15 protein-coding genes are annotated in these 15,508 nt (G+C 63.8%); 8 read left to right on the forward strand and 7 right to left on the reverse strand.

The window, feature by feature from the left end; all coding sequences use genetic code 11:
- Window positions 1–35 precede the first annotated feature (35 nt).
- From PAQ31011_RS14450 to rarD, 3 genes are all read right to left on the reverse strand, one after another.
- Window positions 36–497, reverse strand: coding sequence for a universal stress protein (locus PAQ31011_RS14450; RefSeq protein WP_150576508.1), 462 nt, complete (start codon window positions 495–497; stop codon window positions 36–38).
- A gap of 206 nt (window positions 498–703) precedes the next feature.
- Window positions 704–958, reverse strand: a complete 255-nt coding sequence (locus PAQ31011_RS14455) for a hypothetical protein (RefSeq protein WP_150576509.1) — start codon at window positions 956–958, stop codon at window positions 704–706.
- 107 nt (window positions 959–1,065) lie between these two features.
- The gene (rarD, locus tag PAQ31011_RS14460; RefSeq protein ID WP_150576510.1) at window positions 1,066–1,983 is read right to left on the reverse strand and encodes an EamA family transporter RarD; all 918 of its coding nucleotides are present in this window, start codon (window positions 1,981–1,983) and stop codon (window positions 1,066–1,068) included.
- A gap of 202 nt (window positions 1,984–2,185) precedes the next feature.
- Between rarD and hisN the strand changes: the two genes are divergently transcribed.
- Window positions 2,186–2,983 carry a histidinol-phosphatase gene (hisN, locus tag PAQ31011_RS14465; RefSeq protein ID WP_150576511.1) on the forward strand — a complete coding sequence of 266 codons (798 nt, stop codon included), beginning with the start codon at window positions 2,186–2,188 and terminating at the stop codon, window positions 2,981–2,983.
- 69 nt (window positions 2,984–3,052) lie between these two features.
- Here the strand turns inward: hisN and PAQ31011_RS14470 are convergent, their stop codons facing one another.
- Complete coding sequence (locus PAQ31011_RS14470; RefSeq protein ID WP_150576512.1) at window positions 3,053–4,384, reverse strand: MATE family efflux transporter; 1,332 nt, start codon at window positions 4,382–4,384, stop codon at window positions 3,053–3,055.
- Window positions 4,381–4,617: a hypothetical protein gene (locus PAQ31011_RS26405; protein ID WP_174990125.1), complete on the reverse strand. Its 237-nt coding sequence runs from the start codon at window positions 4,615–4,617 to the stop codon at window positions 4,381–4,383. Before PAQ31011_RS26405 ends, PAQ31011_RS14470 begins: the two co-directional genes overlap by 4 nt.
- A 40-nt stretch (window positions 4,618–4,657) precedes the next feature.
- Between PAQ31011_RS26405 and PAQ31011_RS26410 the strand changes: the two genes are divergently transcribed.
- From PAQ31011_RS26410 to PAQ31011_RS14495, 5 genes are all read left to right on the forward strand, one after another.
- A complete protein-coding gene (locus PAQ31011_RS26410) occupies window positions 4,658–4,972 on the forward strand; it encodes a YXWGXW repeat-containing protein (RefSeq protein ID WP_174990126.1) in 315 nt (104 codons plus the stop codon).
- Window positions 4,973–5,606: 634 nt separating this feature from the next.
- Complete coding sequence (aspT, locus tag PAQ31011_RS14480; RefSeq protein WP_150576514.1) at window positions 5,607–7,295, forward strand: aspartate-alanine antiporter; 1,689 nt, start codon at window positions 5,607–5,609, stop codon at window positions 7,293–7,295.
- 60 nt (window positions 7,296–7,355) lie between these two features.
- Window positions 7,356–9,041 carry an aspartate-alanine antiporter gene (gene aspT / locus PAQ31011_RS14485; protein WP_150576515.1) on the forward strand — a complete coding sequence of 562 codons (1,686 nt, stop codon included), beginning with the start codon at window positions 7,356–7,358 and terminating at the stop codon, window positions 9,039–9,041.
- 119 nt (window positions 9,042–9,160) lie between these two features.
- The gene (locus PAQ31011_RS14490) at window positions 9,161–10,771 is read left to right on the forward strand and encodes a bifunctional aspartate transaminase/aspartate 4-decarboxylase (protein WP_150576516.1); all 1,611 of its coding nucleotides are present in this window, start codon (window positions 9,161–9,163) and stop codon (window positions 10,769–10,771) included.
- 497 nt (window positions 10,772–11,268) lie between these two features.
- Entirely contained in the window at window positions 11,269–12,510 is a 1,242-nt protein-coding gene (locus PAQ31011_RS14495) for a ShlB/FhaC/HecB family hemolysin secretion/activation protein (protein WP_150576517.1), read from the forward strand.
- Here the strand turns inward: PAQ31011_RS14495 and PAQ31011_RS14500 are convergent.
- The gene (locus PAQ31011_RS14500) at window positions 12,494–13,066 is read right to left on the reverse strand and encodes an SLOG cluster 4 domain-containing protein (protein WP_246179588.1); all 573 of its coding nucleotides are present in this window, start codon (window positions 13,064–13,066) and stop codon (window positions 12,494–12,496) included. The genes PAQ31011_RS14495 and PAQ31011_RS14500 overlap by 17 nt on opposite strands.
- A gap of 280 nt (window positions 13,067–13,346) precedes the next feature.
- Between PAQ31011_RS14500 and PAQ31011_RS14505 the strand changes: the two genes are divergently transcribed.
- The gene (locus tag PAQ31011_RS14505) at window positions 13,347–13,787 is read left to right on the forward strand and encodes a hypothetical protein (protein WP_150576518.1); all 441 of its coding nucleotides are present in this window, start codon (window positions 13,347–13,349) and stop codon (window positions 13,785–13,787) included.
- 323 nt (window positions 13,788–14,110) lie between these two features.
- Window positions 14,111–14,968, forward strand: coding sequence for an EamA family transporter (locus PAQ31011_RS14510; protein WP_150576519.1), 858 nt, complete (start codon window positions 14,111–14,113; stop codon window positions 14,966–14,968).
- A gap of 113 nt (window positions 14,969–15,081) precedes the next feature.
- On the opposite strand, the gene PAQ31011_RS14515 is transcribed toward PAQ31011_RS14510, so the two are convergent.
- A complete protein-coding gene (locus PAQ31011_RS14515; protein WP_150576520.1) occupies window positions 15,082–15,315 on the reverse strand; it encodes a formate dehydrogenase subunit delta in 234 nt (77 codons plus the stop codon).
- Between the last annotated feature and the right edge of the window lie 193 nt (window positions 15,316–15,508).

Consider the following 15,508-nt stretch of genomic DNA (forward strand, 5'->3'; position numbering starts at 1 on the left):
CGGACGTCAGCACGAGGGGCGAAGCGCTTTCGAAGTTATTTGTCGGCGGCCTTGACCAGCAGCACCGGCACCGTGGTGATACGCAACAGCGTTTCGGCCACGCTACCCAGCAGCAGACGGTTGATGCCGCGACGTCCGTGCGTGCCGAGCACGATCACATCGGCGTTCCATTCTTGCGCTTCACGCAGCACGGCGTCGGCGATCTCGTCGGTGCCGGCTTCGAGCGTGATCATCTTCGTCTCGGCATCGACGCCGCGCTTTTGCAGCTCTGCGCGGGCGTTGGCCAGAATCTCGTCCGTTTCCTTCTCGAAAGACTCCTGGCTCTCCAGGGGCACGAAGCCGCTGTAGGCACCGGCGGCGTAGGCGTTGGCGAGGGACGGCACGACCGAGACCAGGCGAATCTTGCCCTGGCTGAGTGCAACGAGCTTGACCGCTTCGTCGATGGCGCGGTTCGAAGGCGTGCTGCCGTCGATCGAAACCAGAATGCGTTCGTACATGATGGTGTCCTCTTGGGGCTGAAAAAGCGTGCGGCAATCGGGAATACTCAGGCCATTCTCGCACCGCGTGCCGCGAATGTCATCCCAGACGCGGGGAGGGACTTTGACGGCGCGCAAGAACTCATCGGAATGCCAACGGCCGGCGCGCGCCTGTGTGGGGCGCGGTGCCGGCAGTCGAAACGTCGTTGGAAGTGCCGTAGTTCCGTTTAGTTCGGGTGACAGGCGATCACGAGATTGGCGACGCCACCGTTCACGTCGCGCGTGAGGATGTCGTATCCCTTTTGTGCGCACTGCGTGCGGGCGCGCTGGTCGCAGTCGCCCGAATTGGTGGCGGAGCACTGGATTTGCTGCGTGGCGCGTCCGTCGGAAGTGAACAGCGGTGCAGACGTGCCGCAGGCGGACAGCGTCACCGTGAGAAGCCCCGAGGAAAGCAGAATGGTGGTTCTGGCGAGATTTTTCATAGTCGTTGTCGTACAAGCTTGCGCGAGTATAACGCGCCGATGTTGCCATGCAGAACGTCGTACCTCATCGGCCACAGCGAACCCGACAGCGAATCCGACCGCGAGCCTTACAGCGGTGCCGTTTCGTCCGAGGGGCGGCGCGAGCGCTGGCGGCGCAGCGTGCGCACGCTGTCGAACACGATCAGCGCCACGCCGATCCAGATCGGCACGTACGTCCACAGCCCACGTTCGGTGAAGGGCTCACCCAGCAGCGTGATCGAGACGGCGAACAACAGCACCGGCTCCACGTAGCCAAGAATGCCGTAAAGCCCGATAGGCAACACGCGTGCGGCGGCAAATGTGCTGGCGAGCGCGCTCGCACTGAGCAGACCCAGCGCGGGCAGCCAGAACCAGAAACGCGGCTCGGCGAGCACCGGCGCGTTTTGCGCCCACGCGTGCCAGACGAGGAAGACGGCGACCGGCGCCATCGCGAGCATCTCCAGCATGAACCCGCTCAGGGCGTCCAGATGCAGGCGGCGGCGCAACAGGAAGTAGGGCGGATAGCCGAACATGATGACGGCCGTCACCCAGGACAGCGCTCGCGTCGCCCACAGTTCATGCGCGACGCCCAAAGCGGCGAAGATGACGGCGGCCGTCTGCAACGGGCTCAGGCGTTCCTTATAGACGGTGCGGCCTGCGAGCACCATCGTGAGCGGCAGCAGGAAGTAACCGAGCGAGGCGTCGAGCATGCGCTGTTGCAGCGGTGCCCAGACGAAGAGCCAGAGCTGGACGCCCAGCATCGCAGCGCACAACAACACCGCGCCGAGCAGCGCAGGGCGGTGAAAGACGTGCGAGAACGTGCTGCCGACGACTTCCCAGCGGCGCAACGCCGTGACGATGACCAGCGTGCCGGGCAGGGTGAGCAGGATGCGCCATGCGAAGACGTCCAGTCCCGAGAGGGGCGACAGTTGCGCCACGAGTGCGGGCATGACGGAAAACATGACCGACGCCGATACGGAAAGCATCACGCCGCGACCGGAAAGCATGGGAGTCCTGTGAGAGGGGGCAAATCAGGCCGCGAGCATAGCAAATTTGCACCAGTATTGGGCGTTCCCGGCGCGCGGCCTGCGAGGTATATTTGCGCGCGGAATGTCGTCGCCGCGTCACTAGCGAACGCGTATCATCGCGATTCATCGAGTGTTTTCCCCATTTGCCGCACCGTGCGGCACCTTTGCAGGAGATTCGTGCATGTCGTCCGTCCCCGCTGTTGCCGAATATGCGGCGTTCGCCGCCTCGCTCGCCGACGCCGTCCGCCCGTTGTCGATGGGCTGGTTTCGCCGCCGTCTTGCGGTCGACGACAAGGCCGACGAAAGCCCCGTCACGATTGCGGATCGCGAAGTCGAGACCGCATTGCGCGCGAAGATCACTGAACGCTATCCGTCGCACGGCATCTGGGGCGAGGAGTTCGGCAAAACCGGTGTGGACGCCGAGTTCGTCTGGTCGGTCGATCCGATCGACGGCACGCGCAGCTTCATCACGGGGCATCCGCTGTGGGGCACCTTGCTCGCGTTGCTGCAAAACGGTAATCCGGTCGTCGGCGTGATCGATATGCCCGCCACGGGCGAGCGCTGGGTGGGCGTGAACGACGTCGCAGCGGGCGTGCGCGAAGCGCGCTTCGGTGGCGAGCTGTGCGCGACAAGTCCCGTCACGACGCTGGCCGACGCGACGGTGTACGCCACGTCGCCCGACATTTTCGATGCGGCGGAATATGCCCGGTTCGAACGCCTGACGAAGGCGGTCAGCCGTCGTCGTTTCGGTGGCGATTGCTACGCCTACGGGCTGCTCGCGAGCGGGCACATCGAACTGGTGATGGAAGCGGGCTTGCAGACGTACGACTATCTCGCTGTCGCACCTGTGGTCGAAGCGGCCGGCGGTGTGATTACCGATTGGGAAGGCAAGCCGCTGACGCTCACGTCGCAGGGGCAGGTCCTGGCGGCCGCCAATGCCGAGCTGCATGCGGCGGCGCTGGCTTGTATTTGCGGCTGAGATCGCAGCACGCGATGCGGTGAATGGACGGGCCAAGCGCGCCCGTCCCCTTCAGATAGATCACCCGAATCAAGCCGCCTGACGGGGCATGCCGCGCCAGATGCGTGGCAGCAGTACGCCGAGCACGATGCCGCGCGTGGCGAGGAACGTCATCAGGGCGATCCATAAGCCGTGGTTGCCCCACGCCGCCAGCGTAAAGGGCATCACGGTGCCAAACACGAGCAGACCGATCAGCGACGACGTGAGCAATTCACGGGTACGCGTCGCGCCGATAAAGACCCCATCGAGCTGAAAACACCAGACGGCGACGATAGGCGAGAGTACCGCCCAAGGCAGGAACTCGCGTGCGGTCTCACGCAACGCCGCCTGATCGGTGAGTGCGTCGATGATGAGGCCGCCTGCCATCGCGTAGACAAGCGCGAACGCCACCGCACACCCCAGCGCCCATCCCAGAGAGAGCCGGATCGCATGCAACAGCGCCTGGCGTTGCCGCGCCCCGATGTACGCGCCAACGAGGGCTTCGGCAGCATGTGCGAAGCCGTCGAGACCGTAAGCCATGAACGTCTGGAAGTTGAGTAGCAGGGCGTTGGCGGCGAGCGTGGTGTCGCCGAGACGCGCCCCCACGCGTGCAAACCACGCGAATGCGAGCTGCAAAAACAGCGTGCGCAGGAAGATGTCGAGGTTCAGGCGCAGCAGACGCCAGAGCGCTGCACGCTCGACGAGCGTAGCGACGCGCAGCGGCGGCAGGCCGGGCGTGCGCGCGAGCCACAGCAGCCAGGCGCCCAGCACGAATCCGAGCAGATCGGCCAGCGCCGTCGCCCATGCAATGCCCGCCACGCCCCAGCCGAAGCCGCTGACGAAAGCGAGCACGGCGACGATGTTCACCACATTGATGAACACTTGCACCGCGAGCCCCTGACGCACGCGCTGACACGCCAGCAGATAGCCCAGCACCACGTAATTGCCGAGCGCGAAGGGCGCGGCGAGGATACGGATGCTGGCGTACTCGCGGCCAAGCGCTTGCACCTGCGCGCTGCCGCCGAGCCACGAGACGCCCAGCGACACTAGCGGCACGCGCAACACGAGCAGCACTGCGCCGATGGCGAAGGCCAGCGCGAGCGCACGGGCGAGCGTGTCGCGAAGGCGTTGTGCGTCTCGCGCGCCGAAGGCCTGCGCCGCGAGACCGGTCGTGCCCATGCGCAGGAACGAAAAGCCCCAGAAGATCAGGTTGAGCAGTAGACCGCCGAGCGCGACACCGCCCAGATAGGCCGGGCCCGGCAAATGACCGGCCACGGCCGTGTCCACGGCCGAGAGCAGGGGCTGGGTGAGATTGGCGAGCACGATCGGCACCGCCAGACGAAGCAATTGCCGGTGACCGGCGGCCGCAGGGGCAGGGTTCATGTGTGAGCGTCGCGGCAGCCGTTCATGGCGGCACCGTCGGAATCCGCACGGGGCGGCAGGTTGTGAGTGCGCCGATTATAAGGTTTCGTGACGTTTCGCTTCGCATCGCGCGCGATGTGCACTGATGATGCGGGGAAGCGGACGGTACAATGTGTCACTTCTCTGTCTTCACTGAAAGTCTGCGCAATGTCGTCTTCGTCGCTTTCAATCGTCACGCCTATCGCGTCCGTCATGACCTTCCTCGTCGCACATCGCCCTCATAGACGTTATGCCATGGTGGCCGCACTGTGTCTGGCAAGCCTGCCTGCGCTGGCCGACGTGACGCTGCAACGCGGCCCGCCGCCGCCGCGCTTCGAAGATCCGCACGCCGCGCCCAAGGGCGAGTTCTGGGTGCCGGGGTACTGGCAATGGAGAGACGGCCGCTACGACTGGGTGGACGGACACATGGAAGCGAAGCGCCCCGGTATGCGCTACACCCCGCCGCACTGGGAAGAGACCGGTGTCCATGAATGGACGCTGCGCGACGGCAAGTGGGACGCCACCGGCTGGGGCCCCGGCACCATCCACGAAATCCGCGCACCGAAGTAACGCCCTCGTCCATCGTCCTACGACTTCATGCGCCGGCCGACGTGCGATGGCGACTGCCTTCGCGCGTTTCGGCCGACATACTCCCGCGACATCCTGTCGCGGAACTTGAAAAATTTTCATCTATCCTCTCTGAGGTTTTCCTCAGTCGCGACGGCGCCATTAAGCGAATTCGCCGGTGGCATCGACGTGCCGCCCGTATGGTCGACGTTCTTCGACTATTAATCAGGATTCCGACATAGTTGGTGGAATTGTGGGCTTGACGCGCACAAGGCGCAGACCTTACGCGAAACCTGTTGACACGTCCGGAACGTTGAACAACACTATGCCCACACCGCGTCGCCTCGAAATGCGGAACAGTCGCAGATAGCGTAATTTTAATTACTTGTGCTACCTGATTGCGCGACGATCGCGTAATTTGCGCGGGTAATAAGTGCGCCGTGTGCGCCCTCCCTACATAAACGCCTGGCGGTTCCCGCACAGGTGCAAAACGTACGACCGATACACGGTCTGCTGTCTCCCGATTGGCGTGGCCGATGCCACGACGATCTGTCGTTTTCTGAAGTCTCGTATGCCGGACGTATGCCGCCAAGTGCGGTAGCCCGTCGCCGAAGTGCGACATGTGGCAGGAGCCTGTATGCAGTGTTCAGTTCCGCTGTTCGATGCCGTGCCGTTGATCACCGTGTTCGTTTGCGTCGTCCTGGGCCAACTCCTGGGGCGCATCAAGTTCGGCCCGATTCAGCTCGGTGGCGTGTGTGGCGCGCTGCTCGTTGCCTTGCTTGTGGGACAGACCGGCTGCATGGTCGAAGGCTCGCTCAAGGATTTCGCCTTTGCGCTGTTCATCTTCGCGATGGGCTTCTCCGCCGGTCCGCAGTTCGTTGAGAACCTGAACCTGCGCGGGCTGCGCTTCGGTGTGCTCTCCATCATCGAAGTGGTGTTCGTGTTCGGCATCGTGATGCTGGCCGTGAATTTCCTCAGCCTCGATCCGGGCACGGCGGGCGGTCTGGCGGCCGGTGCGGCAACGGAGTCGGCGATGGTCGGCACGGCCATCGAAGCACTGGGACGTCTCGGACTCGATCCGGAAGCCTTCAAGGCGTTGCAGGCCAACGTTGTCACGGCGTACACGCTTACTTACGTGTTCGGTCTCATCACCATCGTGCTGTTCACGAATCTGCTCGCCCCGCGCTTGCTCGGCATCGACCTGAAGGCCGACAGCGCGCGTCTCGCCAAAGAGATGGAGGACGAGAACGGTGAAGAACTCGGCGCGCCAGCCGCGCCTGATCTCGTAGGACGCAGCTATCGTGTGGCACATCCCGGATTCAACGTCGCCGCGCTCGAAGCGGCGCTGGATGGCCGCGTCGCCATCGAACGGGTTCGCCGCGCTGCGACGCAAGTCGCCGTCGCACAAAACCTCACGCTTGAAGTGAACGACGAACTGCTGCTCGTCGGCCGTCGCGACGCCATGCTCGAAGCGCACGCGCTCATCGGCCCGGAAGTCGCGGGGACCGAAACGAGCGACATCGTGCTCGTGGAGCGCGATTTCATCATGACGAACAAGGAAGCCGAAGGGCGCACCGTGGCCGATCTGCGACGCGAAGCGCCGGTCGAGCTGCGTCACGGCGTGTTCGTCAAATCCGTCAAACGCATGGGCATGCAGTTGCCGTCGCTCAACAAGATTCCGCTGCAACGCGGCGACGTGGTGACGCTGCAAGGCCTGCAAGAGGACGTCGAGCGCGCGGGTGCCGTGATGGGCAAAGCCGTGCCGTACGGCAACAAGACGAGCCTTGTCTTCGTGGGCCTTGCGCTGATCGTCGGACTTTGCATCGGGCACTTGTCGGTGCACATCGGCGGCGCGCCGATGACGCTCGGCTCGGGCGGTGGCGCGCTGGTCTCAGGGTTGGCGAGTGGCTGGCTGCTGTCGCGCCGGCCGACGTGGGGCACGTTCCCGCCGGCCGCTTACGAATTGCTCAAAGACCTCGGGCTGGCGGTGTTCGTGGTGTGCGTCGGGTTGTCGGCCGGGCCGCAGGCGGCCGTGCTGCTGCGCGAGCACGGCATGGCGTTGCCGGTCGTGGGGATCTGCGTTTCGCTCATTCCGGCGCTCGTGTCGCTGTGGGTGGGCCACAAGTTGCTGCGCATCGATGGCCCGATTCTGATCGGTGCCATCGCGGGGCAGCAGGCCAGCACGCCTGCCATCAGCGCAGTGGTGCAAACCGCGAACAGCGCATTGCCGGTCGTGGGGTACACGGTGACGTACGCCCTGTCGAACGTGTTGCTGCCGCTCATGGGGCCGGCGGTGGTTTTCGTCGCCCATCAGTTTTCGCGTTAGCGAGTCGGCGCTGGCTCCCCCGCCAGCGGCCGGATTCATCTTTTTGACGGAGGTTCTGCCGTGGAACTGGTGCATACGATTCTGAATCATGTCCCGGAGGTCGCGATCTTCCTATCGCTCGCCCTCGGGTACGCCATCGGGGCGATCAAGTTCGGTTCGTTCCAGCTAGGGGGCGTAGGTGGCTCGCTGCTGGTGGCCGTGGTCGTCTCCCAAATCGGCATTTCGGTCGACGCCGGCGTGAAGAGCATCATGTTCGCGCTGTTCATCTACGCTGTGGGTTACGAAAGCGGTCCGCAGTTCTTCAGCTCGCTCTCGCGCAAGACGCTGCGTGAGATCGGCATGGCCGTGTTTCTCGCGGCGTCCGGTCTGGTCACGGTGCTGATCTGCGCGAAGATCTTCGGCTTCGACAAGGGCCTCGCGGCCGGTGTGGCGGGCGGTGGTCTCACGCAGTCCGCCATCATCGGCACGGCAGGTGACGCCATCTCACGCCTGGGCCTCCCGGCGGATGAAGTGAAGCGCCTGCAATCCGAAGTCGCCATCGGCTATGCGGTGACCTACATCTTCGGCAGTCTGGGCGCGATCATCGTGTGTGCGTCGCTCGTGCCGAAGCTCATGGGTCGCACGCTCAAGGAAGACTCCAAGAAGGCCGAACTCGAAATGGCCGGTGGCCGCGCGGTGCTCGCCGCCGATCAGGTCGACTCGCTGCCGGCGCTCGTGGGCCGCGTCTATCGCGTGACGACCGGCGCAGGCAAGCGCGTGATCGAGATCGAGAAGCAGCTGACCGACGGCGTGACCATCGAACGGCTGCGTCGCAAAGGCAAGATCATCATCGCGACCGACGACCTCGTGCTCGAGGCGGGCGACGACGTCATGCTCATCGGTCGACGTGAAGCGGCCACCGAAGCCTGGCGTCTGCTCGGCGACGAACAACGTCCGTCGGCCGATCTCGATATCGCGCTGCGCATGCAGGAAGTCGTGTTCGCACGCAAGGGCGGCAACGGCAAGACGCTCGGCGAACTCAAAGCCGGTGTGGAGCGCGACGTCAAGCATGGCGTGTACATCGCCAAGATCATGCGGATGGGCCAGCCCGTGCCGATTCTCGACGACACCATCATCTATCACGGCGACGTGGTCACGCTGTACGGTGCCGACAGCGACGTGCAGCGTGCCGCGAAGGAAGCCGGTTATCCGGTCGCGTACTCGGTGAAGACCGACTACGTGTACATGGGCATCGGCATCGTCGTCGGCTTGCTGATTGGCTACATCGTGGTCAAGGTCGGCGGCATTCCGCTCACGCTGGGCAGCGGCGGCGGTGCGCTGCTCGCGGGTCTGGTGTTCGGCTGGCTGCGCGGCAAGCATCCGACGTTCGGCGCGATGCCGCTCGCCGCGAGTTCGCTGCTCAAGGAGCTGGGGCTCGCGACGTTCGTGACCTGCGTGGGGCTCTCCGCCGGTGCGCAGGCCTGGCAGACGTTGCAGCAAAGCGGTATCTCGATCTTCCTTGCCGGGGTGATCGTCACCATCGTGCCGTTGTTGCTCACGTATCTGTTCGGACGCTACGTGCTGCGCTACGACAACGTCGCCATTCTGGCCGGCGCGCTGTCCGGCTCGCGCAGTGCGAACCCGGCCTTCGGCGAAATTCTGGACAAGGCCGAGAGCAACGTGCCGACCGTGCCGTTCGCCATCACCTACGCCATCGCCAACGTGCTGCTCACGCTGCTCGGACCGCTGGTGGTGTCGCTGACCTGAGGCCCCGTCCGTCCCTTATTGCGTTTATCTGATTGATGCATTCGTCCCGATCGTCCGTCGCTGCCCCCGCAAGACGGCATCGCTATGGGTTGTAAGTGGTTGTTCATGGAGAAATTGCTATGAAATCGAAGGAACTCGACGCACTCGCCAAACTCAGCCCGTTCGAATTCAAGGACACGCTGATCGAACTCGCGCAGGAAAATGGCGCGCAGCGCTCGATGCTCAACGCCGGTCGCGGCAACCCGAACTTCCTGGCGCTCGAACCGCGTCATGGCTTCTTCCAGCTGGGCCTGTTCGCGCTGTCCGAAGCCGAACGCCAGTTCACGTATATGCCCGAGGGCGTGGGCGGCATTCCGCCGGGCAAGGGCGTGGAAGCGCGCTGGCAAGACTTCGCCCGTGAGAATCAGCACGCACCGGGCGTGAAGTTCCTCGAAAAATCGATCTCGTACGTGCGCGATCAGATGGGCCTCGTCGTCGAGGATTTCCTCACGGAGATGGTGCACGGCATTCTCGGTTGTAACTATCCGGTGCCGGACCGCATGCTGCGCAATACCGAGAAGATCTCGGCGAAGTATCTGCGTCGCGAGATGGTCGGACGTCACCCGTTCGTTGGCAACTTCGACCTGTTCGCGGTCGAAGGCGGCACCGCGGCCATGACGTATCTGTTCAACACGCTCAAGACGAACCATCTGCTGCAAGCGGGCGATTCGATTGCGCTGGGCATGCCGATTTTCACGCCGTATATCGAGATCCCGGAACTGGCCGACTATCAGCTTCACGAAGTAAATCTGAATGCCGATCCGGATCTGGGCTGGCAGTACTCGAAGAAGGAACTCGACAAGCTGCTCGATCCGAAGATCAAGGCGTTCTTCCTCGTGAACCCGAGCAACCCGCCGTCGGTGAAGATGGACGACGCTTCGCTCGAACATCTCGCCGCTATCGTCAAGAAGCGCCCGGACCTGATCATCCTGACCGACGACGTCTACGGCACGTTTGCCGACGACTTCCGCTCGCTGTTCGCGATTGCGCCGTACAACACCATCCTCGTGTATTCGTACTCGAAGTATTTCGGGGCGACGGGCTGGCGTCTCGGCGCGATTGCCACACACGAGAAGAATGTCTTCGACGACAAGATCGCCAAACTGCCCAAGGCGCAGCGTGAAGGGCTCAATGCACGCTATTCGTCGATCACGACGGAGCCGGAAAAGCTCAAGTTCATCGACCGTCTCGTGGCTGACAGCCGCGCTGTGGCACTCAACCACACGGCGGGTCTGTCGACGCCGCAGCAGGTGCAGATGGCGCTCTTCTCGCTGTTCTGCCTGATGGACGAGCCGGATGCGTACAAGCACGCCGTGAAGCGCATCATCCGCCGCCGCAAGGCCGTGATGTATCGCGCGGCGGGGATCTCGGAAGAAAGCGGGCCGAACACCGTCGACTACTACAACATCCTCGATCTGGAGGTGTTGGGGACGAAGATCTACGGCAAGGCGTTCGTCGACTGGTTCATGAAGAACATCGATCCGTCGGAGGTGCTGTTCCGTCTGGCCAAGGAAAGCGGCGTCGTGCTGCTGCCGGGGCGTGGTTTCGGTACGTTGCATCCGTCGGGCCGCGTGTCGCTCGCCAACCTGAACGAACCGGACTACATCCAGATCGGTGCGACGGTGCGCAAGCTCATGGACGAGTACAACGAGCGCTTCCTCGCTGGCGGAAAAGGTGGAAAGAAGAAGTAATTGACGTGATGACGACGGTGCTGCGTCCTGAGCGGGACGCGGCATCGGCTGGCCCCCCCTCGATCGCCCCTCCATGGCGATCGACCATTGCCCGGGAACCCACTTCCCGGGCTTTTTTTGCGATGTGGAATCGCAAAATAAAACGCCCGCACGAGGCGGGCAAAAATCACTACAGGGGAAGTCACGCGGTATGAGTGGCAATCCCATGAAAGAGTTCCCGGGGATTTTAGGCCTCGGGTGACTGGCAGAGCGTCACCCGATCGACGTAAAATAGCGCCTTGTCGCTATATCACCCCCCACATGTCGGAAGCGGCGCACGACGCTTGCGGACGGCCACGGTGCGGGGTGGGATTTTCAGGTGTCGAATGTCGGTAAAGCCGGTCGTGCGGAGTCGCCTCCTGCTGGCCGCGTGTCTGAGTGCCGGAATACCGGTGGGCGCGCACGCACAATCTCTCTTCTCGGATCCTAATCCGCCATGTTTCACTGAGCAGAATGCTGTGTCCTACGGACTGTGGGACCGCGGACTGGCACCTCAGTATTTTGTGCCGCCCCCACCACCGCCAGCACCCCCGGTGGTGCAGGACCCGGGCGCGGCCACCGATCCCATTGCACTGTTCGCAGGCGACGATCCGAATGCGGTCGCTGAGGCCGTCGATCGTGAAGCCGCAAAGCGTGCGGCCGATGCGGCGGCGGCTGCGGCTGCAACTGTGGCTTCGAGCGCAACCGCAGCGACTGGCGACCCCTCCGCGTCATCCGATCCGTCGCAAACCATCGCAGCAGACGGCGCGAGCGCCGCGTCTGCCGAGACTGCGGACGCGACGCCGGTCGTCTCCCCGACACCGCCTTCTCCGCCACTGCCTGCCGGCGAGTTTGCCGTCGCACCGGAGTTGAGCGCGGACGGCACCGCGATCCATGCCGTCGATATCGATGCTGTGGCCTCGGGCGCAACGGCCGCCGCCGAGCCGCAGCCCTTGCCCGACGTTGCACCGCCCAACGCGTTCCTCGCGCGCGCCTCGTGCCTGCGTGGCATGCCGCGTCACGAGAGTCTGGCGAACCGCAACATCCGCATGCTGATGCGTCGCGGACTCGTGGTGCGCGACGACCAGTTGCCGTTCGTCGCCACCCGCAGCCGCACACCGGGTGAGGGCGCTATCGGGCTTCAGGTGCTCAACGACCGTCCGTACCAGTTCAACGTCGGCATGAACAACAGCGGCATGACGACCACCGGCAAGATGCAGGGCACCGCCAATCTGCTGATGAACAACCCGCTGGGCATGTACGGCAAGCTCGATACGAAGCTCAGTCAGGACTTGCAGAACGCACGGCGTGACGCGACCAATCGCGATCTGACAGCTAACTATTCGTTGCCCATCGACGCCGACTGGACGGTCGGGATCACCGGCTCCACCAATGCCGCCACGGATCAGATTGCGACGGGCACGACACAGACGCAGACGCTCCAGTGGCGTGTGCGCCGCGCGTTCGATGTGACGTCCAACGGGACGACCGGCGTCGAGCTGCGCTACAACCGCAGCCGTACAGAGGACCCGAATGCGATCCACACCTACGACAGCTACGCCGAGGTGGGGCTGAGTCACACGCATTATTTGGGGACGTCGAAGCTCGACTTGTCGGTGATGCAGCGACTGAATGCGCCGTGGATGCCCGCAGCGAGCGGCCCGCCGGGCTGGTCCTACCGCTTCCAGTCCATCGACGCGAAGCTCACCGTACCGTTCTGACGAAATCCATCACGGTATCGAGCGATACCGTTCTCACGAGCGACGCGGGCATGTCCGCGAAGTGCTCGCTCTCCCCGAACAGAATCACGGGCTTGCCGTAATGCACGGCGAGCCCGACTTCGTTACGCGTGCCGTGATTGCCGGGAAGGGCGACGATGGCGTCGCTGGACAACACGTTGATGTGATTGCGCGAAAGGGTCCCCGGCGGTGCGTCGGGCAGATGACGCGGCAACGGGCTGAGGATCGGCACTTCGACGAACGGGTTCGGATAGCCGGGCACTGCGCGGAAGGTGCCGGGCACGCCCGTCTGCACATCGTCGGCGTCATCCGTGCCACCCACGGCCTCCGTCGGCACGATACCGATGCTGCGGCCGATGCGCTGCGGCACGGCGCAGAACGCCTCGCTCACGCTCGTCATCACGCCCTGTCCACCGCCGGTAAGCAAGTGAAAGCCAGCCAGCGCAAGCGCACGGCCGAGCGGCACGGCAAGTTCAGGCCACGGCTGTTTGCCGGAACCCATGACGCCGATGGTTTTGGGACGCAGGGGAAGGGTCATGTCGGAACGTGCGCTACGGCACGGTGGGGGAGGTCAGGGCGCTGCCGATGATAAACGAAGTGTGCCGGCGAAGCGTTCGGGCAAAAAAAACCCGCCGGGTTGGCGGGTGAGGAAGCAGGCCTCCCACGGGGAAGTGAAAGCCTGGTCTCGCGAGGTGTTTGCGAGACCCGTGTAGTATCGTGATCCAGACGTCTGTTGGCTATGGGCTAAGTCCTAAAGTGCATGTCAGACGCTTTCCAATTCTGTTTCCTATCCTTTCTGACGTAACCCGGTGCCAGAGATGACCGAACCGACCGAAACCACACCGGCCAGTGCCGCCCAGATCGCTGCGCTGAAGGCGTTGCGCGCCGCACTGCTTGCCCAGCACAAGGTGCTGATCGACTACGACCGTCAGCAATACGAAGCGGTTTTCGGCGCGGTGCCGACCGGCCGCTTCGTCCAGTTGTTCACCGAAGACCCCTGGTTCCGCTGGCTCGATCCCGTCTCGCGCCTGATTGTTGCGCTCGACGAGTGGCAGGAGCAGGAGCCGCCGCTGGCTGAGGCAGGCATTGCGCTGGCCGACGAGGCCGCGAGGTTGTTCCGTCGTACCGGCGGCGAAGAAGACGAGTTCGGCCAGCGCTATCTGCTGGCGCTACAGAAGTCGCCGGAAGCGGGCATGGGACAGAGCCAGGTGATGGCCGCGTTGCGTGCTACGCCGCAATCTCCCGCCCCTGACGCCTGAAAGCGCGGCGAGCCCGCCCTCAAGTTTGCGATTCGAAACTGAGCAGGATGCCGAGATGTTGTCCGATGTGTCGGCAAACGAGGAAGCGGGCCGTTGAGCAGGGAGGGGGCAGACCGTCAAGCCGAATATTTGTTCCTTCTCTGATTGTTTTTTGAGCAAGGCTCTTGACAGCCCCTGTTCACGGGGCGACTCGGAAGTCGACGTCAGGTTATCCAGTGGGTTATCCACAAAGGGTGTGGACAACTTTTCTGTCGCTGACCCCTATATCGTCGGTGCACCCTTGTCATCCCATTTCCGACACACCGCTGCTGCGTCCGATTGACATGACCACCACCCCCATCGTGCTCCTCGTGCTGCTCTCGGCACTGATGCACGCCACCTGGAACGCTTTCCTTCACGCGAGTCCCGATCGGCTTTGGCAAGTCGGCATGATGGCCGTGCCGCAGTTGCTCACGGCCATCGTTGGCATTGCGGTGCTGCCCATACCGCCGGTCGAGGTCTGGCCGCTCATTCTGCTTTCGGCCTGTGCGCAGGTGGCGTACACGGCGGCGCTGATCCGGGCCTATCGCGTGGGCGAGTTCGGACAGATCTATCCGATTGCACGCGGCATCTCGCCGCTACTGATCTCGGGGGCGGCGCTGCTGCTCGCGGGCGAACTGCCGCGCTGGATTGCGGTGGTCGGTATTGCTTGCATCTGCATCGGCATTCTGACGCTCGCATTGCGTGGGCGACGTCTGTCTGGCGACAGCGTGCCTGCGGCCTTGCTCACCGGCGTGTTCATTGCGGCTTATACGATTGTGGATGGCTTCGGTATTCGCCTGACGAACAGCAGTGGCGGCAACGGCTTCGCTTACATCGCGTGGGCATACCTGTTTGCGAGCGTGCCGCTGGTCGGCGCGGTGTGGAAGTGGCGGGGCGGATGGCGCGGCATGTTCCTCGCGCCGCGCCGTCGGGTAGCGGAAGCGCTGGGTGCCGGTGTGGTCGCGCAATGCGCCTACGGCATGGTGGTCTTCGCGCTGCAATTTCTGCCGATGGGTGTGGTGTCGGCATTGCGCGAGTCGAGCGCCATTTTTGCGGTGCTGCTGGGCTGGCTGTTCATGCGGGAAAAGCTCAACGCGCGACGTCTCGTTGCATGCGGCCTCGTCGTCGGCGGTGCGGTGCTGATCAAGCTGGGTGCCTGAATGGGGGCCGACGCAGCGTTGGCGTCCGTCAACGACATCAGGCGCAATCGCTTCCACGACTGCGCCTGATGTCACGGCCGGACTCGCGTCCCACCGATAAACCTTGATGTTCGTCAGCTGCGTGGCCAGAGTTCGGCGCGATGCGCGGTGATGGCCGCCACGACGATCTCGCGCATGCCGTGACCGTCCGTCGTTTCCAGATGCTCCAGAATCGTCATGCGCATGCGCGGCGCCCAGAAGCGACGCAGATGGCCGGCGATGTTCTCGAGCGCTTCGCCGCGATCGGGCATCGTCTCGAAGAAATCCCCGATCTGATTGGCCATCTTGACCAGATTGTCGGTGTCCATGATCTGTCTTGTCCCCTGTGATCGTTCTCTGTCGATGCGTTGCACCGGTTCGCTTGGCCAATCTCGCGTCCGCCGCGCCGTCTGTTGGCAATAGACGGCGAAGCTCGCCGGCACTCGGCTGCCGATTGACAGCCTTTCCGGCGACGGACGCGGATTGTCCGTTGCGGCACACGGCGGTGCGGTCGTTCGACCT

Origin of the sequence: Pandoraea aquatica, from assembly GCF_902459565.1 — a bacterium.
Taxonomy (GTDB): domain Bacteria; phylum Pseudomonadota; class Gammaproteobacteria; order Burkholderiales; family Burkholderiaceae; genus Pandoraea; species Pandoraea aquatica.